We start from the raw sequence: 23652 nt of genomic DNA on the forward strand, positions 1-23652 counted from the left end.
ATAATGGCCGCGTTTAGGGGAAGCTGCCTCTGCGGCGAAGTGGCCTTCGAGATCGAGGGCCCGTTCGATCGCTTCCTGAACTGCCACTGCTCGCGCTGCCGCAAGGCAACCGGGTCAGCGCATTCCAGCGAAGTCATCGTAAAGGCCTCCAGCCTGCGATGGCTGCGCGGCGAAGCATCCGTCGCGCGTTACGACCTGCCGACGGCGCGAAGCTTTGCGACCGCCTTCTGCAAGATCTGCGGCAGCCCCATGCCGCATCTCACCCGCAGCGGACGCGAAGCGATCATCCACGCCGGCGCATTCGACGAGCCACTCGGCACAACGCCGGACCGGCATGTGCAGTGGGCGTCACGGGCCGAGTGGTACGTGCATGGGGAGGGGCTGGAGGTGGACGAGTAGTTCGTTGGCGCCCTTCGGTAATCGCGCTGGAGTTGCATCTGGGCACAGAACAAGGTACAGGGACGCACCGCAACTTCATTGCAGGAGGCGACCATGTTTACGATTGTGCGCTTCCCGGGTTCGCTGCGCGATAATTAGCGCAAGCTCCGGGATTTTAGTCCCGGTGAGATCTCAAAACACCCAACTCGTCGAATCTGCCTGCTGACGCCTTGCGTCTGCGCTCGCGGAAACCATCGTCATGACCTCGTCCCTTATCCTGGTCCCACGCCGGGGGGCCGGGCGTTCGAACATGCTCGAACGTCGACTCCGGAGATACCATCCCCGCTTTCAGGAAGCGGTGCGCGCCATGGCCACGCGCCATCCGCGCATTGCGGACCTCGCAGCGAGCTTTCCTGCGCTGCTCTTTGCGCTGACCGTCCCGCGCGCCGGGCTCGATCCTGCGCACGCGCTCGCGCGCGCGATCGATGGCATCGCCTTGGCGGACGTTGCGGCGGCGGCCGGCGTGCCGATGTGGCTGCGAAGGCTGCCACCGGAGGCGTTCGTGCATCCAATCAAAGGGCTCCCCGACGGTGAGCTGTTTCGCCGGCAAATCGCGAACCACATTCCGCGTTCACCCAAGCTCGCGCCGATGTGGCTCCAGGCCGTCACGGACGTCGCCGAGCTCGCGCATGAGGCGGCGGCGGTGTGGATTGCGCGCGAATGCATCCGCGAGCCGCGGCGCATCAAGCCCGCGCGGTTGCGGCTCGTCAGTCTGTGGTCGTGGTTTTCCGTCGAGCCGGCAACGTTCGGACACGCGCTGATCGATCGGCCGTGGATGCCGAACATGCACATTGGTCCGGCGCTTGCTGCCGCAAATGACTGGCGGACGAAAATCGCGTTGCATGCGAACCTCGGTCCCCAGCCGATCGGCGACATGTGGCTCGAGTCGGGTCACGTGGCGGGATACGATTTCGTTCCCTTGAACTCGATCTCCTCGATCTCCGACGAGGCTGTCGCCATGAGGAACTGCCTTCGCACCTATGGCCACAACCTCGCCCACAATCGCTCGCGGCTCTGGAGCGTCAGGCGGAATGGCGAGCGTGTCGCGACGTTGCAGGTCGCCTGCCGTTATCGCGATCCGCTTCCCAACATCGTCGAGCTCAAGGGCGTTGGTAACAAAGATGTGTCACGCGAGCTGTGGTGGGCGGCGCGCCGGTGGCTGCACACGCATGACCTGTCGAAGATCGACATGGCGCAACGCAAATGGGGCACGGCGCCGCTCGATCGCGACACCTGGCTGTCGCTCTGGCGGCCGTATTGGCTCGCCAAGCGCCGTATCCCGACCTGGCTGCCGGTTTTGCCGTCGCGCGATGCTCTGGAGGCGTTGTGAGTACGGCTCGTTTCCGCGGCCGGTCGATCGTGTACGATAAAAGATCGGCGTTCGCTGCTCGCTCAGCCGACCACAACGGTTGTTCGGATACCTCGAGCTCCGTCAGCGCCTTCGGCGCGGCTTAGATCTTGACTTGGGCCACCGGGCTTGCAGTTATTCCAAGCATTTTTTGAAATCAACTCGGGAGCAACCGATGAAAGAGAACAACCTCTTGATTTCCCTCCTTTCTCTGCAGTCGCTCTTGCAGTCGCACGTTTGAAGCGATGCGACGGGCCCGGCGGATCGCAGCGAACGAGAAGACATCACACCTAGCGTGTGACCACGAGCTCGATCGCCGCACGCCGCTGACGCTCCTCCTGATATCCCTGAGCGCCATCGCCGCGGTGTGGTGGTGGCTGGGCATACCAGTCAGCTTGCCCCGCGCGCCGATCGATCCGAACGACAAGGTGCAATGCATATCATATTCCCCGTTCCGCAGCAGTCAGACCTCACTTTCGTCGGCGACGCAGGTGTCGCGGGAACAGATCGCGGAAGATCTCGCCCAGCTTGCGAAGATATCCGACTGCATCCGTACCTATGCGACCGATCTTGGTCTCGATCAAATTCCCGAACTTGCGGCCAAGGCCGGCCTGAAGGTCATTCAGGGCATTTTTCTTGATCGGGACCGGCAGAAGAATTTGACGCAGATAGCAACGGCGATACGTCTCGCCAAGGAATATCCAGGGACCATCATCGCGATCGTGGTCGGTAACGAGACTTTGTTGCGTCATGACATAACGGTTTCCGACCTCGTCGCCACGATCCGCTCGGTCAAGGCACAGGTTAGCGTCCCCGTCACCTATGCCGACGTCTGGGAGTTCTGGCTGAGCAATCGCGAACTTTACGATGCAGTCGATTTCGTCACGGTTCATATCCTGCCATACTGGGAAAATGTTCCGATCCGAGCTGAATTTGCTGCCGCTCACGTCGATACGATCCGCCGTCAGATAGCGTCGGCTTTTCCGGGCAAGGAAATCCTCATCGGAGAAATAGGTTGGCCGAGCGAGGGGCGGATGCGTGAATCGGCGCTGCCGTCGCGCGTCAATCAGGCCCGTGTGGTCTCCGAGATTCTCGACCTTGCCCGGCGCGAAAATTTCCGCGTCAATCTGTTCGAGGCCTACGATGAATCGTGGAAGCAGGAGATCGAGGGGACGGTCGGCGGATCCTGGGGCCTGTTCGATTCCGTGCAGCGCACGCCGAAATATCCGCCCGGCATCCCGATCAGCAATTATCCGCTCTGGAAGCTGCAAATGTCCAGCGGAATGGCGCTGGCGACCCTGATATTCGGCGCGGCATGGCTGACCTTGCGTCGCAAGCCCAGGGAGCGCGGGCTCGTCTCATGGCTTGCGGTTGGAATTTCGGCGACCACTGCCGGAATCCTGTTTGGGGTGGCCGCGCAAAGAATGTTCTATGAAAGTTACGGAGCGGGTGGCTGGCTTTTGTGGGGCTCGCTTCTGGTGGCGGCAACTGCGTCGCCGGTGTGTGGCGCCAACGTCCTTATGTCGGGTCGCGCATCGCCCAGTTTTCTGGAATTGCTGGGTCCGAGGAGCTACCGGACTGAAATGCCGCCGATCATGTACGGATTGGCCCTGATCGTAACGATCGTGATCGGCACCATGACCGCACTCGGCCTTGTACTTGACCCGCGCTTCATTGATTTTCCTTTTGCGCCTCTCACCATGGCGGCGGTGCCTTTTGCGGCTGTTGCACTGCTCAATCCCCCCAAGAAAGGCATTCGCCCTGTGGCGGAATCGATATTTTCCTGCATTTTCCTGGCAGCGGCGATCTACGTAGGCTTCAACGAAGGGCCGGCAAACTGGCAGTCACTGTGGACTTGCGCTGCCTACATATTGCTCGCGGTTACACTGGGAAGGGTGCGCGTGCCTGACGACGGCGAAGCGGGCATGGTATCCTTCGACTAGCAGTATCAGCGGAACGGCGATGCACTAGCGGGATCGTGCATTGCCAAGCGCCTGGAACAGCGTCTGCTGCCACCACTCGCTTTCGATTTGATCAAGCACGGCCAGATCGAGCATCGGCCGCAACGCGCTGCCTTTCGGCAGCACGGTCGCATAGCTTTCGCTGTTGAAGCTGGTGTCGACGACCCGGACGGATGCTGGGAAGTCCTTTCGAACCATCCAGGCGATCAGCGGCTTGTCATGCACGAAGGCGTCGATCGATCCGCTACTCAATGCGGACAGGCCGGCTTGGACGTCTGGAAATGCCCGGAAGGAAAGCTGCTGGCGAGTGAGGTAGTCGCTTGTCGCAGAGTCTGCGACGGCGCCGACGCGCACGGATCGCAAGTCGTTGAAGCTGTGGACCGCGCCTTGGAGCTCTCTGCGCGTGAGAGTGGAGGTGATACCGGCGGTGAACACCGCTATGGCGATGACGGACGCGATCATCCAGCCGATCGCGACGATTCGCCCCGGGAGGGTTGCCGGAGCGTTGTGAGCGGCTCCCGCCTGTGTCATTGCGATAGCCGACCACCAGAAGCTCGAGCCAAGCCCCTTGGCGCCTCGTTGTTGACGGAGCGCCGAACTTTGTGTGCTCGTCTGAACGGGGCTCGGAAGCGGACGTACCGCACGGTCGTCGCATCAGAAGGCTCGATGCTGATCCTTGTCGCGTCCGTCGTTTAGAAGATTTCAACGGCGCCGGGGACCGCGGCTCTCATTCACCGGTGGACTTCGGGAGCGTCAACGAGATCCGGGTCATCCGGAGGTTGGCCAATCACATTGACGACCGGCAGGTTAAGCGCAAACCCGACGTCGCGTGCGAATTGCTCAGCTGGCTTCGGCTCGGAAAAAGACCCCAATTCGATGGGGCGCACATTCTTGGAGCCACACAGGGCTATGTCATAGGTGTAAACATAGCTTTTGTCGTAAACCTTGTTTTGGTACTCGATGTAATTCTCGGCAACACTGATCTTGTCGAACCTCGCGAGCGGCTGGCCTCTGCGAAAGGCCAGGGGGCCGATCTGTCGCACGATCGTTACTTGCCGTTGCGTTTCGTCGATGCTGACCCAATATCTGAAGAGAGCCACGACGAGTCCGAGACCGCCGATCACCAGCCCGACCCCCGCGAATACCAGCATGGCCGTCAAATCATCGTGCCAATCTCGACGACCGATCATAGCTTCTCTGATTGCAAAGCCGACGTAGTAAAAGAGGTAACCGCTGCCCGCGAGCAACGGCAGCGCCGCCAGAAGCCGGACCGCGCGAGAATTGGGCCAGTCGATGCGGAGCCTGTCGCCATCTCGGCTGATTGTGTTCGGCATGATCCGGATTCCATGTGCTGTGGTACTACGCAGGTTGTAAGCGCGCGCTACAGAGCGATGAGCTTCGACCAAGCTTCGCGCGATTCACCTGCGCATGCCTAAAGCGCGATGAGATTTGGATGAATCGTCCTCGCGCTTAGGTCATTGTTCGCGCATGATCTTTTCGGAAAACCGCTTCGCACTTTTCCGGATCGTGCTTTAGAATTCATAATTGAGCCAGGCACTCACTATTTGAAGAGTCAGGTTTCCGGCCCTTGTGAAGGGCGCAGTTGTTACGATCATTCTCTGCAATCTCGAGGAGACCTTGAGAATTTTCGTTTGAAGGCCTGGTTGAAGTAAGAGATGTCGTTGAAGCCACACGCATAAGCGATGTCGCTGATCCGCCTGTGCCGCAATGAGCGATCCTCCAGCATTCGTTTCGCCTTTTCGAGTCGAAGGCGCAGAATGAGCTGTCCTGATGTCTCGCTTCTTTCCTCCAATAGTTTGGAAACATAACGGGTGCTGATCCCGTGATGCTCGGCCACCATTTGGGCATTCAGATTCGGATTGGAGATGTTGGATTCGACATATTGAAGAATTTCCATGAGCCGACCGGCGCGAAATCCGCGCGCATCTGCGACTTCAGCCGCCTCCCTGGAGGGACCGGAGAGCAAGGCGATCAGGTCGATCAGATGGTCGCCGATTGATTTTATCGTCGCGAAATCGCCGATGATATCCTGATCGCGGACAAGCTTCTCGGTGTACCACACCAGGTATTTGAACGCAGGATGCTCCCAATTCAGCTGCTTGCCAATATTCTGCTCAGCCTTCGGCGCCGCGGACAACAGCATGTTTCGGGGTATCAGGTAGTTGTAGGATTCGACCTGCGTGTCGCCGAAATGGGCCAAGCGTTCAAGCGGCCGGCCGAAATCCATCATCGTGATTCGAGGGGCCGTCTCGGTGGAAGATGAGCCGCATTGGGATAGATCAATTGCGCCCCGGCGGTTGACCACGAAGGCGAAGTGATCGTTGCTGTCGGCAATATGTTTGCGGCTCCGAGAAAAGCATCTTGGCGTTCCCGCACATCGCAACAAGGAAACGTTGTCAAAGTGCAGCATAGCGTCGGTCGAGCGAAAGGTGCCTTTTTTCAGGGTTGTCGAGGCGGACAACGTCGGCCATCGAGCCCACGAAATCCTCGCGCCAGCGGTCGAAGCGCTCGGCGTCAGGATAATCTTCGGCGTTAAACCGAATCATCGGCATGCACCCAAGCTCCGAAGTGTGGCCGCCGCGACGCGGCCGCATCATTCCGTTACGGCACGGATTTGGTCGGTTCCCACCGAGAGTGGTTCAAGCCGTCCGCAAATAATGATCGGCCGCGGCGACCCCACGAGATGAGCTCGTTGGTCTTCGCCGTGGCGATGCAAGTTCGACAAGCGCCCCCGACGCCGGCTCTCGCTACCAGCTCGCGCGCAGCGCCCCCATGCCGGCATAGCTCTGGCCGGCGCCGGAGAATTCGCCGGTGAACTGCCCGGACAATTCCCACGTGCGGTTCAGCGTAAGGCGCGATCCGAGCTCCAGGCGCCCGGCGTCGGCAGCCGCGCGCGCACCTTCGACCGTGAAGGCCGGCAGGGCGAAGGTGGTCAGCGACGCCGTGACCGCGCGCGTCGGCTCGAACTCGTGCACCCAGGCGGCCTGCGCAAACGGTGTCCACACCATGCCGTTGCCGAAATAGAACCGACTGTCGAATTTGGCGCCGAGGAACGTCGGCAGGGACGAGATGTCGCGCGAAGCATAGCTCAAGGCGAGCACGCCGGGCGCGCCGCCTGCGGTGCTGGTTTCGGTATAGGCCGCCTGCCACAACCGCGCGGCCTGCACCGCCGCGAACGGCGTCACCGTAAACGAATTGAGGGCGTAGGAGTGGCCGATCTCGAACCGCGCGCCCAACTGATTGCTGCCGAACGCGCCCTTGGCGGTCTCGTCCGGACCGACGCCACTAATCGTGCGCGTCGTCGTGTTGTCGAAATGGCTGTAGGCGATTTGCCCCGACACATAGCTCGCGCCGAATTTCTGCATCGCATAGCCACCGACATGCGCGCCGTCGAGACGGCCCGACGTGGCGCGGTCACTGGCTGAGAACGTCGCGCTCGAACCGCCGGCGGCGACACCGACGAGGAGGTCCGGGTTGAACAGACGATCGACGCCGATCGCGCCGCCCGCGACCCGATCGCTGAAGCCGGCACTGCCGGTCGTCGCATCACCCGACAAGGATTGTCCCGCACCAAATCCCGCACCCCAGGCATGCCATTCCGGCTGCGCCATCACAGGCGCCTTCACCGCGTTGAAGGCCGACATCGGTCCATTCGGCCGTTGCTCGGCGTAACCGAGCGCCATGCCGACGGTCGCGTCGCCGCGATTGCCGGCGCGCCAAGCCGCCATCTGGCCGTCCATGGTCTGGCCGAACATCGAACCCGCAGCGAACGCGGTGTTCTGGGTCCCGCTGGTGCCCTCGCCTGAGAGCTGGTCGAGCACGCGGACAGAAGCCGCCTGCAGCAGGCGGGTATAGAACGTCGCCGCGCCGCCCGTCAGCGCGGTCGAATAGCCCGCTTCAAGCGCGTTGCCGACGGCGCGCTGGTTGGCGGTCTCGCCGGCGACGGCGCCGAAGCCCAGGCGGGTCAGCGTCAGGTCGACGGTGTTGGCGTTGTACGTCGCCACGGCGTCGAAGAATGCCGACGACGAGGTCGCATTCGAGAACTGGCCAGCGATGGCCGTTTGGCTCACGAGCACAGTCGTATAGGTGGTCGTCCGCTGATACAGCCCCGGCTGCAGCACGGCACGTAGCGTGCCATTGAGATTGACACTATCCGCAGCCAGCCCGTCATGGTTGCCGGCATTGTCGACGCGCAGTGCCAGCGTGCCCTGCGCCGTCTGGGTGAATGTGCCGCTGATAGCGAGGTTCGATGGATTCAGCGCCGTCGCCGGATCGGTGATGGTGAGCAGGCCAGCATTGGTCAATGCAGTGTTTGATCCGATCAAGAACAACTTGCCGTCCAACGTGCCACTGTTGTTGATGGTGGTCCCCGTCGTCGAATTGAAGGGGGTAAGCAGCGCAAAGCCGTTGGAACCGCCCCTGATCGTGCCGCCGTTGATGATGGTATTGCCGTTACCGAACAAACCGACGCCGACGCTACCGAACAAACCGACGCCGCCAATCGCCGAAATCGTGCCGGTATTGGTGAGCTTGTCGTTGTTGTTCAGCATCACGCCCCAGCCTAGGTTACTAGCGCTGCTGCCGACGGTGATGACGCCGGAATTTTGGATGGTGTTGCCGGCGCCGTTACTGACGATGCCGGCATCGAGGCCGGTGGCGGAGGCTGAACCGGTCAGGGTGATCGTGCCGGTATTGATGGCGGTGTTGCCGTCACCGTTAAGGACGATGCCGATAGCATTCGCCGTCGAAGTTATCGTGCCGGCGTTGGTGAAGGTGTTGTTGGCAAACCCCTGGATACCAGCGCCACCGTTTCCAGCGCTAATCGTGCCGCTGTTGAGCACGGTGTTGCCACTGTCGACATAGAACCCGTTCTGCGTAGCACCGACGGTGATCGAGGCACCCGGCTGAACCGCTATCGCAAGGTTGTCTTCCACGCCCGTGCCGAAGCCGGCGCTGGTCGCACCGCTGCAGGTCACGACATTGCCTGCCTGCACGCAGTCGGCGGCCGCAGGCCCCGTCGGAATCACGGCAGCGGCGGCCGACAGCATCAGCGGCGCCGCAAGCGCCAGGGATCGCTCGGGCCGCCCCTTGGGAGCCCCCTTCAGCGCACGCACCGTCGTCATCCGCGCCGCGCCAACAGTCACTTTCATCATTTACCCCGAATCCTCACAGGCCGAAGCCGCAATCGTCAGACAAATTGACCCGACTATCGGCCGGTGTCTTGGGCTGGACAGCACGCTGCATTGAGCCCTAAGGAACCAGCGCCGGTTCGTGAGCGGATGTGGCGCTGCGGCCACCATTCGGAGCACGGGGGTTTCGACCTGCTCCCAAAGCCGCTCAAGGCCATCTAGGGCTTTCCGGCTGTCGTCGATGGCGCCTTCTGGCTTGCACTCGATGCCGGCGATTTGCCGGCGGCAGGCGGTGGCGCGGCGGGAGGATCTGGTGCTGCGGGCACTGCCGACCCGATCTTCACCGAGATGCCGAACAGGCGCCATTGACCGTTCACCGGCGCATAGAGCAGGTCGAAGCTGAGCTGCTGCGGCACGGAGGGAAAGAAGCCGGCCATGCGCATCAGGCCGTTGGCCTCGATCTGCGGCAGCAGCGTGAGCTGCGGTTCAATCGCGGCGACGCCCGAGAGATCGAGATGGTCGCTGCGCTCCTTCGCAAAAATCTCCGCGAGCTTCTCGGCGCTGTTGACCTGGAAGGCGGGCGCGCCGAGCTCGCGCAGCACAGTGTAGTTGCCGGTCTTGTTGGCCTGGTCGAGCGCGATCAATGCGGTGCGGATCAGGATCAGCACGCCATTGCGGTCAATTTGCGCAGGCCTCGGCGGCGCCTCGGCGCGCGCACCAGCGCAGCCGCCTAACGCGACCAGGACGGCCAGCACAGCAACATAAAGAGCAGTGAGTGTAGGGAGAGGCCGCCTCACCACGCGAACGTGACGCCTGCCCTGCTGCCGATGCCGCCCTGATCAAAGCCGGCGCCGACGCCGACGTTCACCACCGCATAATCCGTCAGGCGCATTTGCGCGACGACGCTGCCGGCGTTCTGGCCGCGAAAATTGCCCCAGTTGGTGGAGATGGCAAATCGCTTGTCGGCCGGCAGCGCGGTGCCGCCCATCGAAATCGCGATCGCGGTGCCCTCGAACGACTGCCGCATCTGATGTTGCAGGACGTTGACGCTGGACTGCAGTCCGGAAATGTCCGGCATCGTGATGGTCGTCGCCGCCAGATGCCCCGCCACGTCCGTCGTCACCAGCGAAACCGGCCCGCTTTGCGCTGCAAGGCTCGCCGCCGAGGTGAGGCCGGAGAGCTTGTAGGTGTTCGACGCGGTGCCGATGGCGACCTGGTTGGCCGCAGTCGCGGTCGCGCCCGCGCCAAAGGCCGCCGAATTGCTGTACGCCGCGGTCGCTCCAGAACCAACCGCCGTGGCGCTGTTGCCAGACGCCGTGCTGTTGGTGCCGTTCGCGGTGCTATAGTCGCCAATCGCGCTGCTATTGTAGCCGCTCGCGGTGCTTCCTGTGCCACTCGCGGTGCTGCCGGTGCCGCTGGCGGTGCTATAGTCGCCGCTGGCCTGACTGTTGCTGCCTACAGCCGCGCCGGCAATGCCGCTCGCCATGGCCCCGCCGATAGCGGTGCTAAAGTCGCCGCTGGCGGTGCTGGTGTAGCCTACAGCCGTGCTTACGCTTCCGCTCGCCATGCTGGCGGGGCCAACCGCCACGCTATCCAGCTTGCTCGCGGAGCTGGAGGCACCGATCGCTACGCTACCTTCCCCGGTGGCGCTGCTTCTTCGACCATATGCCGAACTGGAGAGACCAGTCGCTACAGCAGAATCCCCGCAGACAGTACTGTACTGACTGCCACCGTCATTCCCCGCCGGATTTGTCCCGGCCCCACCATTGCTGCATTCGACCGCTCGTGCTGCCGAGGGCAGGAGCAGTGGGACGGCCAGCAGAGCACATGTGACCGTGAGAGGGATGAGCCGCTTGTGCCGGGAACCTGGCGCATTGCCGGCGGGTGATGTGCGGCCTTCAGAGACAATTCGTCTGTGCGCCCGGCGTGCGTCGAAGACGATACGCGCGCTGACCGCGCATACCCAGAGCGACAATCTCATTGCTTAACCCTTCCCCGCAAGCGACATATCGCCAGGCAAATTGCCCCGAGGACCGGTCATTGTCTTGGGCTACACAGCACCACGTATTGAGCCCTGCGGAACTAACGCGAAATCATGAGCTGCTGTGGCGCTGCGGCCACCATTCGGAGGACGGGGTGTCTCTTCGCGTTGTCGCGCCGGCAGCAGACTGACCAATCCTTGGTCATCGCGCAGGCGTGTGAGCCTGACTTTTGGCCTGCCAACTTGACACGGCAAGCGTGCGTTCAACTTTGCCACGACCTTGCTTAGCTGGTGACGATGAAGTCCGAGATCGCGCCGTTGGAAAGCTCGCTCAACCTGCATCTTTCGTCCAAGCGCCGGAGCATCTTCTTCGGCCACAACCTTGCCGCCCCGCAATATCGTCCACCGCGTGGATGCGGCGGACCTGCTCGTTTAAATGGCTTACACTCTCTTGCGTACTTAGAACTTCCAGTTGAAGTTGGCGCGGACGGACTGGTCGGAGACGCTGGAGGCGAACTGCCCGCTATAGGACACGCCGAGCGTGGCGCTGGGCGCGATGGCGAAATCGAGACCTGCTTCCACCACGGCCGAGTTCTTCGCGATCGGCACGCCAGCGATCGTGAATGGCGCACCGCCTGCGAGGGCAACGGTCGAGAGCGGCGTCACGTCGCCGAAAGCGTGCCGCCAGCCGAGCGTGCCCCTCGCCGTGGCGTTGACACCGCCCAGCATGAAGCTGGTCGAGGTGCGCAGACCCAGCGTCGAGAAGGTCGCATCGGACGAACCGCCGTTGTTGGATAGCGCCGCCGCGTGCCCCGTCTCGCGGAAGCCGTCAGTGTGAAGGTCCACATAGGCCAGATTGGCGAAGGGCTCGAAGCCGAACGTGCCGGCGCGCATCCCGTAGGCCAGTTCGCCGAAGGCCTGCACGGTGCCGGCGTCGTATTTGCCTGCCAGGCTGTCGGAGAAGCCGGGGAAGGTGACGAAGCGGCTGGTGGAGAGATTGTGCCATGTATAGGCAGCACCCGTGCGGAAGGCGAGATTGCCCCACTCCGTACCGCCATAGAGGCCGAGGTGGTAGTTGTCGCTCGTCCCGGATGAAGCCCGGTCGCGAACGTTGAAGTTGGTCTGGCTGTAGCCGCCGAGCAGGCCGAGGCGCCAGGTATCGAGGACCCGACCATCGCCGCCGACGAAAATGCCGCCGGTCGAGCGGTTCAGCCGCGCCGCATTGCCGTCACTCTCGGTATGGCCCCATGATCCGAAGGCACGTCCCCACAGGGCAAAGCGGTCGGTGGTGGCGGGAACATATTCCGGACCGCCCGACGCGTAGCTCATCACTGGCGTGCTCACCGCGCCGACCGCATCGAAGGCGGAGCGCAGGCGGTCGTTCATCGCATCGCGCACGAAGCGGCTGTCCTCGACCAGCGCCGTCTTCGCCGAGGCATGGATCTCGCCGGAAAGCTGGTCGAAGGCGTGTTGTGCCGCGCCATCGGTCGGAAGCCAGGCGATGGCGGTGTAGATCGGATTGCCCGTGCCGAGGCTTTCGGCACCAGCGCCCGCAGCCTTCTGGTTTGGGGTCAGGCCGATCGAAGCGAACGATTTGGTCTGCACCACGTCGAGATAGACGTGCGTGGGGTCGTAGTGATCGACCAAGCCGATGAAGGTGGAGAGCTTCGTGTCGCCGGTCAGCGTATAGGTGCCGCTGACGCCGCCATTAGCCTGTAGCACGGTGTAATGCGTGCCGATCACATAGGGAGCGGCGTCGAGCTTCACGACATTGAGCGTCGCACCATTGGCGATTGTGGCTGTGCCCGTGGCATTGATCCGGTCATTCTGGCCCGTCGAGGTCAGTTCAACCTGATAGATCGAGCCTGATGCCTGCGAGAGGTTGCCGTTGATCGTCAGTGTGCCGATCGAGTTGCCCGGCGCGATGATGCCGCCGGCGCTGGCCACAACACTGCCGACCGTGCCGTTGCCGCCGAGAATGCCGCCGTTCGACACCGTGACCAGCGAATTGGCGATCGAGCCGTTCACGGCCAGCCGGCCGCCGGTGATGTTGGTTGGACCGGTGAAGCCGCTGGAATCGGCGGTCAGGATCGTGTTGCCGGCAAGCTGATTGAGCGTGCCGAACCCCTGAATGGTCGAGGCAAACGTGTAGGCGGGATCGGTATGGTTGAAGTTGATCATCCCGGTGCCGGCCCCGAAGGTGACGAGCGGCGCATTGAGCGTGCCCGCGCCCGTCGGAGCCTGACCGGCGGCCGCGCCGATGTTCAGCGTTCCGGTCGAGCCGGCGCCATTCGCGATAGACATGGTTCCGCCAGCATTGACGGTGCCGCCGTTGGAGATGGTCAGGGTGCCGGTGCCGTCATTGCCGACGGCGAGATTGCTGGAGGTCCAGGACGAGCCAAGGCCATCAACTGTCGCGAAACCGGTCGAGCCGGAATTGTTGCCTATCAAGCCGAGGTTGCTGATCACCGCGCCGCCGTTGCCGACCATCAGCGTGCCGGTCCCGGTTTGGCCGACTGCGAGATTGCTGGAACTGGTCCAGGTCGAGCCAGCGCCGGTGACGCTTACATTGTTTGGGCCTGCCGAGTTCCAGCCGATAATGCCTTGGACATCGGTCACCGTGCCTCCGTTACTGATCGTCAGCGTCCCCTTACCGGTACTGTTATAGCCGACAAAGAGATTGCCGGAATCTGTCCAGGACGAGCCATCGACCGTCGCGCTCCCGGTCGAGTTGTAGCCGATCGCGGCGCTGCGGCTGGTGACTGTGCCGCCGTTCTTGATCGTCAGCGCGCCGGTGCCGGAAACGCCGACAAAGAGATAACCGGAATTGGTCCAGGACGAGCCGGTGCCATCGACGGTCACGCTGCCGGTCGAGCCGGCATTGTAGCCGATGTAGGCGCCGGTGCTGGTGGCTGTTGCGCTGGTGACTGTACCGCCATTGCTGATCCGCAGCGTGCCGGCACCGGAATAGCCGACAGCGAAATTGCCGGAACTGGTCCAGGACGAGCCGGTGCCATCGACGGTTGCGGTGCCGGTCGCGCCGGTATTGTAGCCAATCGCGGCGTCGACGTTGGTGACTGTGCCGCCGTTGCTGATTGTCAACGTGCCGCCGCTCTGGGACGGCGTGCCGGTGGCGGAGTTGCCAACTATGAGAGCGTTATTAATCGTCCAGGACGAATGGGTAGCACCAGACGAGCCGGTGACCGTCACCGTGCCGATCGAGTTGGCATTGTAGCCGATGAAGTTCCAAGCGGTGCTGCTGCTGCTCACCAATGTGCCGTTGCCTGAGATTGTCAGCATGCCGCTGCCGTTAACGCCGACCGCGACACTGTTCACAGCCGCGCCAGCTATAGTAATCGCGGTCGGATTGGGAGTGATAGTATCGATATTCGCGTCCGTCGTTCCGTTCGGGACAGCGTTGTTGTCCCAGTTGCCAGCAGTATTCCAGTCAGTGGTTCCGGCAGCACCAGTCCAGTTTTGAGCCCGAGATGAAGTCGTCGTCAGCGCCAATCCAAGCGCGGCGATCAATGTGGTGATGAGCAGATCGCCGCGGAGCGATCCGCGCTGGCCGGTGTGACAAGCGAGCGCCTGATGCCGGCTGTGCGATACCTGTGAGGGCTCGGCTCGGCGCTCAGCATCGCCCGCTCGCTCAACGATTTGCATCCCGTTCTGTTTCCTGTCTCTGCGATTGCCGAGCAAGTCGCAACTTGCCGTTTTCGGGGCTCGAACAGATGGCAGCCCTAGAATCCGTCTTGCTTCGCCGACCAGATAACCCAGGGGCGGCAGATCCGCTTGGACTGGGGCGAACAACGTTTGGACCCCCGCGATCATTCAGCCGTCTTTTTTCGGTGCGATGCAGTCCGGCAACATCGGCGAGAGGCTTTGCCGGGATACAAGTTCGCGAGCTGACTCCACGCTTGCAAATTGGATGAACCGCTGAACCTTGGAGCGGCCTGCTGCGAATACAGTCGCTGCCCATTGCAACGCGGCAAACGGCGGTCGGTATCCGAAACCCTTCACGGAAGAGGTTGATCGCTATACCAACGCAGTGCGGATCGAGCGATCGCGAGGCTTAAATGAGCAACGTTTGGACTTTCTTTGGCGTCGTACATCCAGAAAGAATACCCATCACCTTGCCCAACGAGATTGTCGGGGAAAGCGAAGAGTGGGGCGGTGGGCGACTATGAGTTCGCAGTGCGAATTCATGCGGGCCAAATCGTTATCGATTTGAGCGTTGAGAATGAGGGAGTTGACGTTGATGCGCTGCGGAACGTCGCGACCTCTCAAGCAGAAATCCTCACTAACCTCATTGGCTACGACCGCGCTTACAGAGATCAAATCCGCAGTCTGTCAAAGCGATCGAGCTTGGAGGGTGTTTGGCATCGACATTCCGGCATTGAGTAGGGACCGAGAAGCCACGCCTCCAGCGATCGACACCTCGATTCTGTTAGCCGTCGGGGCAAACCCCGAAGCACAACTGGTGCTAGCTGATTTCACCAACGCGATGCGGTTTCCGGTCGGCACGGGCTTTTATTGTTACCGCGCCATCGAAGCGATGATGCAATTCGTAAAGGACACCGACGACGAAAACGACAAGGTAGCGTGGCCAAAACTTCGAGAGAGGCTGCGTGTTAGTCGCGAAGCGATCGACGCGGTTAAGGCGCATGCTGATCTTCCTCGTCACGGGAAGCCGAGCGCGATGACCGATTCCGAGCGCGTGTTGGTGTTTAAGATCGCCGACGAAATGACTCGTCGATTTCTCGTGTATCTCCAGAGGAACGACCAAAAACCGTTAGGGGGCTGGAGAGTTCAGCGAGCAGGGCCGAAACCAGAACAGTGACCGTCCCACCTTGAAGTGGGTGGGACAAAAAGGACAAATTCCGATGCAACGACAATGATGAATTCTGGAAATGGCGCTCCCTAGGGGAGACGAAGGGCAACTCAGGAGACTACTGAAAACAAGCACAAATCAGCTTCGCTGCTGATTGATTGCTACCACCATTTGCTACCACCCGCAACGCAGCGCCTGTGGGGCCGCGCCGCTCAGTTTCGGCCTTGATAAACTAGCTTATTTGCTCGCCAGGATCGGTCTTTGCAGCATCTTTTGTACGAGTGAAGCTCGGACACTCAGCGGCTAAAGTCGAAACCAAGGCAAGGTGAGATAGACGCACGCAGTCATCGAGAGGACCGGAACCAGCCACACCCAACCTGACCAGCCAAGCGTTTGGTTCCAGCGCACCGGAAACATTGCGGTAACAAGGGCGAGCACGAGGGCTCCAAGTGCGGCCGACGCGGCCCAGCCGTACCAGTACATCGCAGGAGCAAGAAAGCCCATCGCGGGATCGGCGATGTCTCGCGTGTGATGCGTACCCAGGAGCACTATACCCAGCGACGGAAAAACGGTGAACAACGCGAGGTCCTTGGCGATTGCTATCACGTAGAGGACAGCGAACGACATGCCGAACGCAAATGCAAAACGGCGCAACGCGACCGATGATGTCACGAGCCGAAACCTTTGATGTTGTTCACGACGTGGCCGGTAAGGAAGCCCCACCAGACGATGAAGGCAAGGAGCGAGGTGAGCATGGTACGCGTCTGGGTGGGCTCGTTGTCGTTCGGGCGTCGCCAGCAAACCCAATAGGCGGGCAGCAACGCCAACCCAATAGCGGCGAAATGTTCCTTGAGGTCGAAGAAGCCAAGGACGTGCCAATGACCGGCGCGTTCTAACTCAGGCCTAACTTCAACACGAAAGTACAGATACACAATTCCACCCAGCAGAGTGGAGACCGCAAAAAGAACGACCACGGCGTTAGCGAAGGAGCTTGAACGCACCGAACGAAAGCGGCCAAAAAATGAACTGGGCCGAGCGCCAGCGGTTGCCCACGTCGCCAAGGTCTGGTGTGTAATTGCACCAAGCAACGCGACGGCGACCAAGCCGTGGATGATCAGAAGTGCGGTAGGCAAGACCGCGCTCCCGCAATCGGTCCTGACGGCTTCACTGGAAAAGCTCCTCCGTCCCGAATGGCTCTGCCGACCACGGCCGGAACCGATTGAGGGTGAATTTCGTCGTCTGGCCGGGTTGGACATCGACAAGCACGTAATTGTACTCCTCTTTTGGAGACTGTCCCTTCCAGTAGAGGTCCGGCGGATAGTCAGCGGGCACCTTGATGCTCGTGCGACCGGGAAGGATCGGGTCTTGTTCCGCGCCCCCACCACCGAGCATCAGATACTTCACCCCATCTACATTATAGATTTCCGTGGTGTGGACGTGCCCGTTCAGCACGACCACCTCCATGTCTTTGGCATACGACGCAATCACCTTGTGCGGGTTATCGGGAGCCGGGATAGGTCCGAGGCCCGAGCGCGCAAAGACCGGATAATGGAAGATGATAAAGACTTTCCGAACTCCATTCGTCTTCGCCTCGTCCATCCACGTCTTAAGTTGCGTCATCTGCTCGGCATACTTCGGCCGATCAGCGTCCCATAGCGAGGGCGACCGATAGTCGTACTTGCCGCTCCACAGATAGATGAACCGGGTGCCCTTAAAGTCGAATTTGTAGATGAGGTTTTCCGGCGTGACACCGAGCTTCTTTAGATAGGGCACCGCCGAAAGAACGCCCTCGATTTTCGGATCGGCCCATACCTCATGATTGCCCACGCTCATGAAAAATCGCCCATCCAACCCGGCCGCACGCATCTCATCATCTGGTGGGGGCAGCTTCTTCAACATCGTATCGTTCACACGCTTCCAATATGGGCTGTCACTGACGGTTAAGCCCTGATTGCCCCACCATACGGCGTCACCGCTATTGACCACGAATTTGGCTCGACCGGATTGAACGTCCTTCACGATTTCACGGGTAACCCATTCACCGCCCTGAAGCCGGAACATGGTCCGGTGCACGCCAGGCAGCAGCTTCAAGTCTTCAACGGACGCCTCAGTTACCCAACCGTTATCCACCGTCAGGGTCATGACCTCCGTTTTGGACGCGAACGGCATGACCACCTTGATCAATTCCTTTGTGACGGGATCGAAGATCATTTTCACATCCCTCGCCACCACGGCCTCTGCAACCTTTTCCGGCATGACCAGCCCAAACATCTCAACAAAGAACTTGTTGAGGTCCGGCTGCCCTTCTTTCAACGGGAGGTACATCATCGGTCGGGTATCACCGACGGCAGCGAACGAAAACCCCGCCCCTTCGGCAGACTGTGCTTGCGCGGTCGTTGCTTGCGCCAGCACATCTTGAGCGAGCGGCACAGAGAGTACCGGCAGGGTTGCGAGAGCGCCGAGCACAAGGCGACGATTTGGATCGTTAGGCAGGAGGGATGGCATGGCGATAACCCAATGATCGAGGGAAGGAGTGCACCACTGCACTATTCGCGGCCTCGTAAGAGGTATCGGCGAACTACCGAGCTCTCTTGATGCATATCAAGCCCTCTTGGGCCAGCCATTTGGCCTTGTATAATACCTAAACGGACAATAAGGTTCTTTACAGCCTTGATCTGGAGGGCCTCGGCCATGCACGGCACACCGCTTATCACCTACATCCGCGTATCCACGTCAGCTCAGGGCCGCTCGGGTCTCGGCATTGAGGCCCAACGCCACGCCCTCGCCCACTTCGCGGCTGCCGAGGGGTACGAAGTAGTCCGCGAGTTTGTGGAGGTGGAGACCGGCAAGGGCTCCGATGCGCTAGATCGCAGGCCGCAGCTCAAGGCCGCGCTCGCGGCAGCACGGAAACTCCGGTGTCACGTCGGGGTCGCGAAGCTCGACCGCCTCAGCCGCGATGTTCACTTCATCTCCGGCCTGATGGCTCACAAGGTGCCCTTCCTGGTTGCCGAACTTGGGCCTGACGTAGACCCATTCGTGCTGCACCTCTTCGCCGCGTTAGCCGAGAAGGAACGCGCCCTCATCTCTACGCGCACCCGGCAAGCACTCTCAGCCGCTAAGGCCCGTGGTGCCACTCTGGGCAACCCGAAGCTCCACGTGGCCCGCAGGAGCGCGTTGGAAGCCGTGAAGTCCGGGGCTGACCGATACGCTGCGAATGTCCTCCCTATTATCCGTGAGGCACAAAAGGCTGGCGCAAGCACGCTGCGGCAGATTGCTGACGCGTTGAACGCCCGAGGGATACCAACGGCTCGCGGCGGGCATTGGTATGCACAGTCAGTAGCTAACATCCTCGAACGAGCCTGAGAGACCCGAGGGCCCCCGGCACCCCGCTGAATTCCTACGGGTCCCCTATCGCTCACCGGGCCCCTATTTGGACGACCCCCACCCCTCGACTTCAAATGCTCGACTTAAAGGCTGCTGCCGCCTCCGCCGAGCTTACGGCTGCAGTATTCTCACGGGCCACACAAAATGATGCCGCCGAGCACACGCCCCGATTTCAAATGCTCGACTTAAAGGGTTGCGCCGCCGCCGAGGTTCACAGGGCCGCGTGTTCGCCACAGGGAACGAGGCGATGCACTGGGTTCATTCGGGCAACCCTGCTTTCCGAAGACCCTCGGTCATCAACTTCGCATTTGATCGCCCGCCGCGAGCGATCCACGAAGATATTGTAAAGGCGGGATTGACCTCAAGCAGACGCGCCGCCGCTTCACGCGTCTCGTCGTCACGTCCGAGATGGGCGAAGGCGGATGCGAGAACGCAGCAAGCTCCCGGATGAGAGCGGTTCAGACGCAGGGCTTTTTTCCCCGCGGCGATGGCCTCGTCAAAGCGGCGAAGCTCAATAGAGGCGTACCCTATCCCAGCAAACGAATACTGTAGCCACGGGTCTACCGGGCTTACGCGCACGGCGCGCTCAAAGCTTGGGACCGCTTCCTCCAGCAGCCCCGCGACCCTATAGACATGGCCTCTGCAGTTCCATGCGTGAAATGAATTGGGGTTGAGTGCGACCGCCCGGTCGGCCATCTCGATCTCACTCTCACTATCTCCGACCGTGAACGCCGAGACTATGGCAGCCCATGCCAAGATGTCTGGGTCACTGTCGTCGACGCTCAATGCCAGGCGAAAAAGCCGAACTGCTTCCTTGCGCTCGAATTGAAGATCGACGGCATAGCCGAGTTGGATGTTGAGATGGTGACAACCCGCTGCCAGCGCCGCGACCAACCCGAACCGAGGGTCCAGCTCCAAGGCGCGATGAGCCAGCCTTAGCGCCTCGGCCAATGGTTCGGGGGTAGCTAAGGAGAACTGCTGCATAGCCCGGAGATAATAGTCATAGGAAGTCAGGTTCTCCGGTCGCCGCCGCGCCGCCATTGCCATTTCCGTTTGAAGCAATTTTGGCTGAATGGCCGAGACAACGGCGAGCGTGACTTCGTCCTGCAGAGCGAAAACATCCGTCAGGTCACGCTCGAACCTGTCCACCCAAATGTGCGCGCCTGTTACCGCATCAATCAGCTGCCCGGTGATCCGGACTTTACCGGCCGCCTTGCGCACAGAACCCTCAAGGACGTAGCGCACGCCAAGCCTGCGCCCGACTTCCTTGATATCGACGGCTCTGCCCTTGAAGGTGAAGCTCGAGTTACGCGCGATTACGAACAGCCAATGAAACCGGCTGAGCGCCGTAATGATTTCCTCAACCATCCCGTCCGCAAAGTACTCCTGCTCGGGATCACCGGACATGTTTTCAAACGGCAGCACGGCAATGGAAGGCTTGTCGGGTAGCGGAAGTGGTCTATCCTCGGCAACTGCAGCACTGCGAATGGCTTCGGCAAGCTCGCGAGCGGCGTAGGCCCTGATCGGGTCTTCGATATTCTTGACCTGCTGCAGGCCCATGTCAGTGAAGGCAACCGGCAAAACCTTCCTGACCTGCTCATAGGTCGTCCCACAAACGCAAACGCCACCCGGCTGCGCCAGGGCCTGCAAGCGCGCCGCGATGTTCACTCCGTCTCCGAACAGATCACCCGCGCGCACCATCACGTCACCGACGTGGATACCAATGCGGAAGCTGATGCGCTTGTCTGCCGGGAGACTGGAGTTCGCCTCCCCGAGAGCAGCCTGCGCCTCCACCGCGCAATGCACTGCTTCCACAGCACTCCCGAACTCCGCAAGGACACTATCGCCCGCCGTGTTCGCTATACGACCCCCATGTTCCCCAATGAGCCTGTCGAGGATCGCGCGACGTTCGGTCAGGCCCTTGAGCGTGCCGATCTCATCGATGCCCATGAGACGGCTGTAGCCCTCGACATCCGCTGCGAAGACTGCGACGAGGCGTCGGCTGACCGCGATAGGGTCTGACATGCGTGCCTAATCCCTAAGCCCTCACCCTTCCGGCACCCCCGCTAGCCGCAGGCCCTCATAGACGCGCTCGCGTCCCGCGAGATATACGGGGTGGTTGCTTGGGCTGTTGGTGCGATAGCGGCGGATACTGAAACTCGGATTGAGCGCAAGGCCCGCCTGCGCGGTAGCCCGAGCCTCATCCAGCTCACCGACAAGCGCCAAGGCGGCCGCGAGATAGAAATGCGCCATAGGATAATTGCGGTTGGCCTCAAGGCTGCGGCGCAGCCAAACACGCGCTTCGGCGTCGGCGCCCTGCCAAAATTTGGCGAGGCCGATAAACAAACTCCAGATATAGACGCCTGTATCTCGTGGAGAGAGACGGAGCGCTTGCTCCATATGGGCTTCGGTTTCCCCGCCCCGACCGAGAAAAAACTTCGCAGTCCCGATGTTCGCGTGCGCTCGGGCCAAATTCCGATCCAGCGCCAACGCCCGCTCGCATTCTGCGATGCCTTGAGCCGCGCGGTTCGTATAAATTTGCACGGCGCCCAGGACGAAATGAGCTATGGGATGGTTCGGTGCCAAGGACAGCGCCTTTGTGACGGTCGCCTCGGCTGCGGCAACACGTTCTATCCGATCGTCGGGGAACAAGTTGGTGCCAATTGCAAAATTAACCCACGCTGTGCCGACCAGCGCCTCAACATTTCCCGGTTCGAGTGCCAAAGCCCGTTCATAGAAGCCGCGCGCTTGCGCCATGATTTCGATTGCTCGGCCCATGTTGAGCCAAGCGGCGCCTTGGAAACACAAGTCAGTCGCGTCGGGATGCGGTGAATGCTCCGCTCGCCGCGCTTCGACCGCAATCAATTGCGAGTTCAGCGTATTGGCGAGCCGCGATACAATTTCGTCCTGCATATCGAAGAGGTCGGCGACGGGCTTGTCGAAGCGCTCGGCCCAAAGGTGATTTCCAGTCTCGGCAGCGATCAGCTGCACATTCACCCGAAGCCGGTTACCACCACGTTGCATCGAACCTTCAAGAACGTACCGGACGTTCAACTCGCGCCCGATTTGCTTCACGTCAACGGCCTTGCCCTTGAAGGTGAGCGCCGTGCTGTGAGCAATGACGAACGAGCCGCTGATACGCGACAAGTCCGTGGTCAGGCTCTCGGTCACACCGTCAACGAAATAGTCTTGCTCGGGATCGCCGCCGATATTTGCGAAAGGCAGCACCACTATGGACAAGCGCGGGGCGGAAGATAGCGGCGGTACAATTCGGTCAAAATGCGCGCCCACACCAACCGCATAGGCGTGTATCGGAAGGGCGATGTTCTTGAGCTTCTGCTCACCAAGCTCGGCGAACTCGACTGCGACCTTGCCGCGCACCTGATCGTAGGCTGAAGATGAGAGGCAGATGCCCCCCGGCTCAGCGATACCCTCAAGCCTCGCAGCGATGTTGACGCCGTCCCCGAGAATGTCTTCGCCCTCGATCAGGATGTCTCCGAGGTTAATCCCGATCCGAAACAGCATCCGCCGATCCTGCGGGATACCTTGGTTGCGCTCGGCCATCAGGGCCTGCACCGCCACGGCGCATTCGACTGCATCGACCACCGAGGGGAACTCTAGCAGCACCCCATCCCCCGTGGTCTTCACGAGACGACCCCCGTGTTTTGCCACGAGAGCGTCGGTAACCTTGCGGTGTTCACGAAGCGTCCGAGCGGTGCCGACCTCGTCGAGGCCCATGAGCCGCGAGTAGCCCGCCACGTCGGCTGCGACTATGGCTGCTAACCTGCGTCCGACCCGAGGAGGTGGTTGTGCTGGCTTCATGGTCAAGCCTGCTCCTAACGCGGCATCTTGTACGAAGGTGGAGCCGGGGGGCAAGGGTTCTCGCGGTCCACAGATGCCCATGACCGCTGCGGTGCTTGAGGCGGTGGCATTCTGGGCATCGGACACGGCCCCCACGCGGGGAAGCCTTGGGGCCGTCAAAGATGAGCCTCTCCGCGCCCACTGGACCCCTGCGAGCGCGACCACGCCCCTCGGCTTCAAATGGTCGACCTAAAGGAGGCGGCCGCAGCCGAGGTTACGGCAGCATGGTGTTACTACACACCGGAGCGTTGATCGACGCCCGCAGTCGCGACCAACTCCCCTTCGCAACGAAGTGTCGCGATGGCCCAGAAGCTGACCTCATTCGATCACCTCGGTAGCCCGGACGAGCAACGAGGGCGGCACGGTGAGACCGAGCGCTTTGGCAGTCTTCATGTTGATCACTAGGTCGAACTTGCCGCTGGCGCTCCCTAGGGGAATCGAACCCCTGTTTCAGCCTTGAGAGGGCCGCGTCCTAACCGCTAGACGAAGGGAGCGTGAGGGACAGGACATAGCCGCGAATTCCGCCGGCGGCAAGCCTCGATCGGTACGGATCGACAGTGCTCATTTGTCGGGTCGTCTTTGTCGGGTCGTCATGGCGAACGCCCATTGCCCCGAATGGTGATTGTTGAGGCAAATTCGGGGCAACGATCTGGCTTAACCAATTCAATCCTGGGGCTATGGGTCCCGAGCTCGCGCGT

Annotated in this window: 17 protein-coding genes, 1 tRNA gene and 2 pseudogenes; 5 read left to right on the plus strand and 15 right to left on the minus strand. The window is 61.2% G+C overall.

All coding sequences use genetic code 11. The features are described from left to right. The first annotated feature begins 3 nt into the window (after nt 1-3). From Q3C01_RS17050 to Q3C01_RS17060, 3 genes are all read left to right on the plus strand, one after another. Entirely contained in the window at nt 4-399 is a 396-nt protein-coding gene (locus tag Q3C01_RS17050) for a GFA family protein (protein WP_458146482.1), read from the plus strand. Nucleotides 400-745: 346 nt separating this feature from the next. Then, complete coding sequence (locus tag Q3C01_RS17055) at nt 746-1768, plus strand: hypothetical protein (RefSeq protein ID WP_458146483.1); 1023 nt, start codon at nt 746-748, stop codon at nt 1766-1768. 365 nt (nt 1769-2133) lie between these two features. Beyond that, nucleotides 2134-3729, plus strand: coding sequence for a glycoside hydrolase family 17 protein (locus Q3C01_RS17060; protein ID WP_458146581.1), 1596 nt, complete (start codon nt 2134-2136; stop codon nt 3727-3729). Nucleotides 3730-3753: 24 nt separating this feature from the next. On the opposite strand, the pseudogene Q3C01_RS17065 reads toward Q3C01_RS17060, so the two are convergent. The 9 genes and pseudogenes from Q3C01_RS17065 to Q3C01_RS17105 all read right to left on the minus strand — a co-directional run. Then, nucleotides 3754-4320, minus strand: a pseudogene (locus Q3C01_RS17065) (substrate-binding periplasmic protein); the annotation flags it as partial. A gap of 158 nt (nt 4321-4478) precedes the next feature. Beyond that, nucleotides 4479-5081, minus strand: coding sequence for a hypothetical protein (locus tag Q3C01_RS17070; RefSeq protein ID WP_458146484.1), 603 nt, complete (start codon nt 5079-5081; stop codon nt 4479-4481). Nucleotides 5082-5359: 278 nt separating this feature from the next. Beyond that, nucleotides 5360-6178: a helix-turn-helix domain-containing protein gene (locus Q3C01_RS17075; protein ID WP_458146485.1), complete on the minus strand. Its 819-nt coding sequence runs from the start codon at nt 6176-6178 to the stop codon at nt 5360-5362. Beyond that, a complete protein-coding gene (locus tag Q3C01_RS17080; RefSeq protein ID WP_458146486.1) occupies nt 6165-6320 on the minus strand; it encodes a hypothetical protein in 156 nt (51 codons plus the stop codon). The genes Q3C01_RS17075 and Q3C01_RS17080 overlap by 14 nt, the downstream gene beginning before the upstream one ends. A 195-nt stretch (nt 6321-6515) precedes the next feature. Beyond that, the gene (locus Q3C01_RS17085) at nt 6516-8921 is read right to left on the minus strand and encodes an autotransporter outer membrane beta-barrel domain-containing protein (RefSeq protein ID WP_458146487.1); all 2406 of its coding nucleotides are present in this window, start codon (nt 8919-8921) and stop codon (nt 6516-6518) included. A gap of 194 nt (nt 8922-9115) precedes the next feature. Then, the gene (locus Q3C01_RS17090) at nt 9116-9694 is read right to left on the minus strand and encodes a hypothetical protein (RefSeq protein ID WP_458146488.1); all 579 of its coding nucleotides are present in this window, start codon (nt 9692-9694) and stop codon (nt 9116-9118) included. After that, nucleotides 9691-10383: a YadA-like family protein gene (locus Q3C01_RS17095; RefSeq protein ID WP_458146582.1), complete on the minus strand. Its 693-nt coding sequence runs from the start codon at nt 10381-10383 to the stop codon at nt 9691-9693. Before Q3C01_RS17095 ends, Q3C01_RS17090 begins: the two co-directional genes overlap by 4 nt. A 15-nt stretch (nt 10384-10398) precedes the next feature. Further along, nucleotides 10399-10878: pseudogene (locus Q3C01_RS17100) on the minus strand (hypothetical protein); the annotation flags it as partial. Nucleotides 10879-11337: 459 nt separating this feature from the next. Then, nucleotides 11338-14541, minus strand: a complete 3204-nt coding sequence (locus Q3C01_RS17105) for an autotransporter outer membrane beta-barrel domain-containing protein (RefSeq protein ID WP_458146489.1) — start codon at nt 14539-14541, stop codon at nt 11338-11340. 709 nt (nt 14542-15250) lie between these two features. On the opposite strand from Q3C01_RS17105, the gene Q3C01_RS17110 reads away from it, so the two are divergent. After that, on the plus strand, nt 15251-15718 hold the full coding sequence (locus Q3C01_RS17110) for a DUF8168 domain-containing protein (protein WP_458146490.1): 468 nt from the start codon (nt 15251-15253) through the stop codon (nt 15716-15718). A 294-nt stretch (nt 15719-16012) separates the two neighbouring features. Here Q3C01_RS17110 and Q3C01_RS17115 read toward each other — a convergent pair whose 3' ends face one another. The 3 genes from Q3C01_RS17115 to Q3C01_RS17125 are packed head-to-tail and all read right to left on the minus strand — an operon-like array spanning nt 16013 to nt 18214. Continuing rightward, nucleotides 16013-16336 carry a hypothetical protein gene (locus tag Q3C01_RS17115; RefSeq protein ID WP_458146491.1) on the minus strand — a complete coding sequence of 108 codons (324 nt, stop codon included), beginning with the start codon at nt 16334-16336 and terminating at the stop codon, nt 16013-16015. 41 nt (nt 16337-16377) lie between these two features. Beyond that, the gene (locus Q3C01_RS17120; protein ID WP_458146492.1) at nt 16378-16842 is read right to left on the minus strand and encodes a hypothetical protein; all 465 of its coding nucleotides are present in this window, start codon (nt 16840-16842) and stop codon (nt 16378-16380) included. 31 nt (nt 16843-16873) lie between these two features. After that, nucleotides 16874-18214, minus strand: coding sequence for a metallophosphoesterase family protein (locus tag Q3C01_RS17125; protein WP_458146493.1), 1341 nt, complete (start codon nt 18212-18214; stop codon nt 16874-16876). 186 nt (nt 18215-18400) lie between these two features. Here Q3C01_RS17125 and Q3C01_RS17130 point away from each other — a divergent pair, with 186 nt between their 5' ends. Continuing rightward, complete coding sequence (locus tag Q3C01_RS17130) at nt 18401-19072, plus strand: recombinase family protein (RefSeq protein WP_458146494.1); 672 nt, start codon at nt 18401-18403, stop codon at nt 19070-19072. 279 nt (nt 19073-19351) lie between these two features. On the opposite strand, the gene Q3C01_RS17135 is transcribed toward Q3C01_RS17130, so the two are convergent. The 3 genes from Q3C01_RS17135 to Q3C01_RS17145 all read right to left on the minus strand — a co-directional run bounded on the left by Q3C01_RS17135 (nt 19352) and on the right by Q3C01_RS17145 (nt 23448). Beyond that, nucleotides 19352-21118: an adenylate/guanylate cyclase domain-containing protein gene (locus Q3C01_RS17135; RefSeq protein WP_458146495.1), complete on the minus strand. Its 1767-nt coding sequence runs from the start codon at nt 21116-21118 to the stop codon at nt 19352-19354. A gap of 21 nt (nt 21119-21139) precedes the next feature. Next, complete coding sequence (locus tag Q3C01_RS17140; protein WP_458146496.1) at nt 21140-22915, minus strand: adenylate/guanylate cyclase domain-containing protein; 1776 nt, start codon at nt 22913-22915, stop codon at nt 21140-21142. A 458-nt stretch (nt 22916-23373) separates the two neighbouring features. Further along, nucleotides 23374-23448 (minus strand) — tRNA-Glu (locus tag Q3C01_RS17145). Nucleotides 23449-23652 lie beyond the last annotated feature (204 nt).

The sequence above is a fragment of the Bradyrhizobium sp. UFLA05-109 genome (assembly GCF_054185165.1).

Bases quoted from the DNA above. Each gene is read 5' to 3' on its own strand.
- Q3C01_RS17140 (WP_458146496.1), bottom strand. From the start codon at position 22,915: ATGAAGCCAGCACAACCACCTCCTCGGGTCGGACGCAGGTTAGCAGCC.
- Q3C01_RS17125 (WP_458146493.1), bottom strand. From the start codon at position 18,214: ATGCCATCCCTCCTGCCTAACGATCCAAATCGTCGCCTTGTGCTCGGC.
- Q3C01_RS17070 (WP_458146484.1), bottom strand. From the start codon at position 5,081: ATGCCGAACACAATCAGCCGAGATGGCGACAGGCTCCGCATCGACTGG.
- Q3C01_RS17080 (WP_458146486.1), bottom strand. From the start codon at position 6,320: ATGCCGATGATTCGGTTTAACGCCGAAGATTATCCTGACGCCGAGCGC.
- Q3C01_RS17115 (WP_458146491.1), bottom strand. From the start codon at position 16,336: ATGTCGTTCGCTGTCCTCTACGTGATAGCAATCGCCAAGGACCTCGCG.
- Q3C01_RS17095 (WP_458146582.1), bottom strand. From the start codon at position 10,383: ATGGCGAGCGGCATTGCCGGCGCGGCTGTAGGCAGCAACAGTCAGGCC.
- Q3C01_RS17105 (WP_458146489.1), bottom strand. From the start codon at position 14,541: ATGCAAATCGTTGAGCGAGCGGGCGATGCTGAGCGCCGAGCCGAGCCC.
- Q3C01_RS17050 (WP_458146482.1), top strand. From the start codon at position 4: ATGGCCGCGTTTAGGGGAAGCTGCCTCTGCGGCGAAGTGGCCTTCGAG.
- Q3C01_RS17075 (WP_458146485.1), bottom strand. From the start codon at position 6,178: ATGCTGCACTTTGACAACGTTTCCTTGTTGCGATGTGCGGGAACGCCA.
- Q3C01_RS17130 (WP_458146494.1), top strand. From the start codon at position 18,401: ATGCACGGCACACCGCTTATCACCTACATCCGCGTATCCACGTCAGCT.
- Q3C01_RS17085 (WP_458146487.1), bottom strand. From the start codon at position 8,921: ATGATGAAAGTGACTGTTGGCGCGGCGCGGATGACGACGGTGCGTGCG.
- Q3C01_RS17135 (WP_458146495.1), bottom strand. From the start codon at position 21,118: ATGTCAGACCCTATCGCGGTCAGCCGACGCCTCGTCGCAGTCTTCGCA.
- Q3C01_RS17055 (WP_458146483.1), top strand. From the start codon at position 746: ATGGCCACGCGCCATCCGCGCATTGCGGACCTCGCAGCGAGCTTTCCT.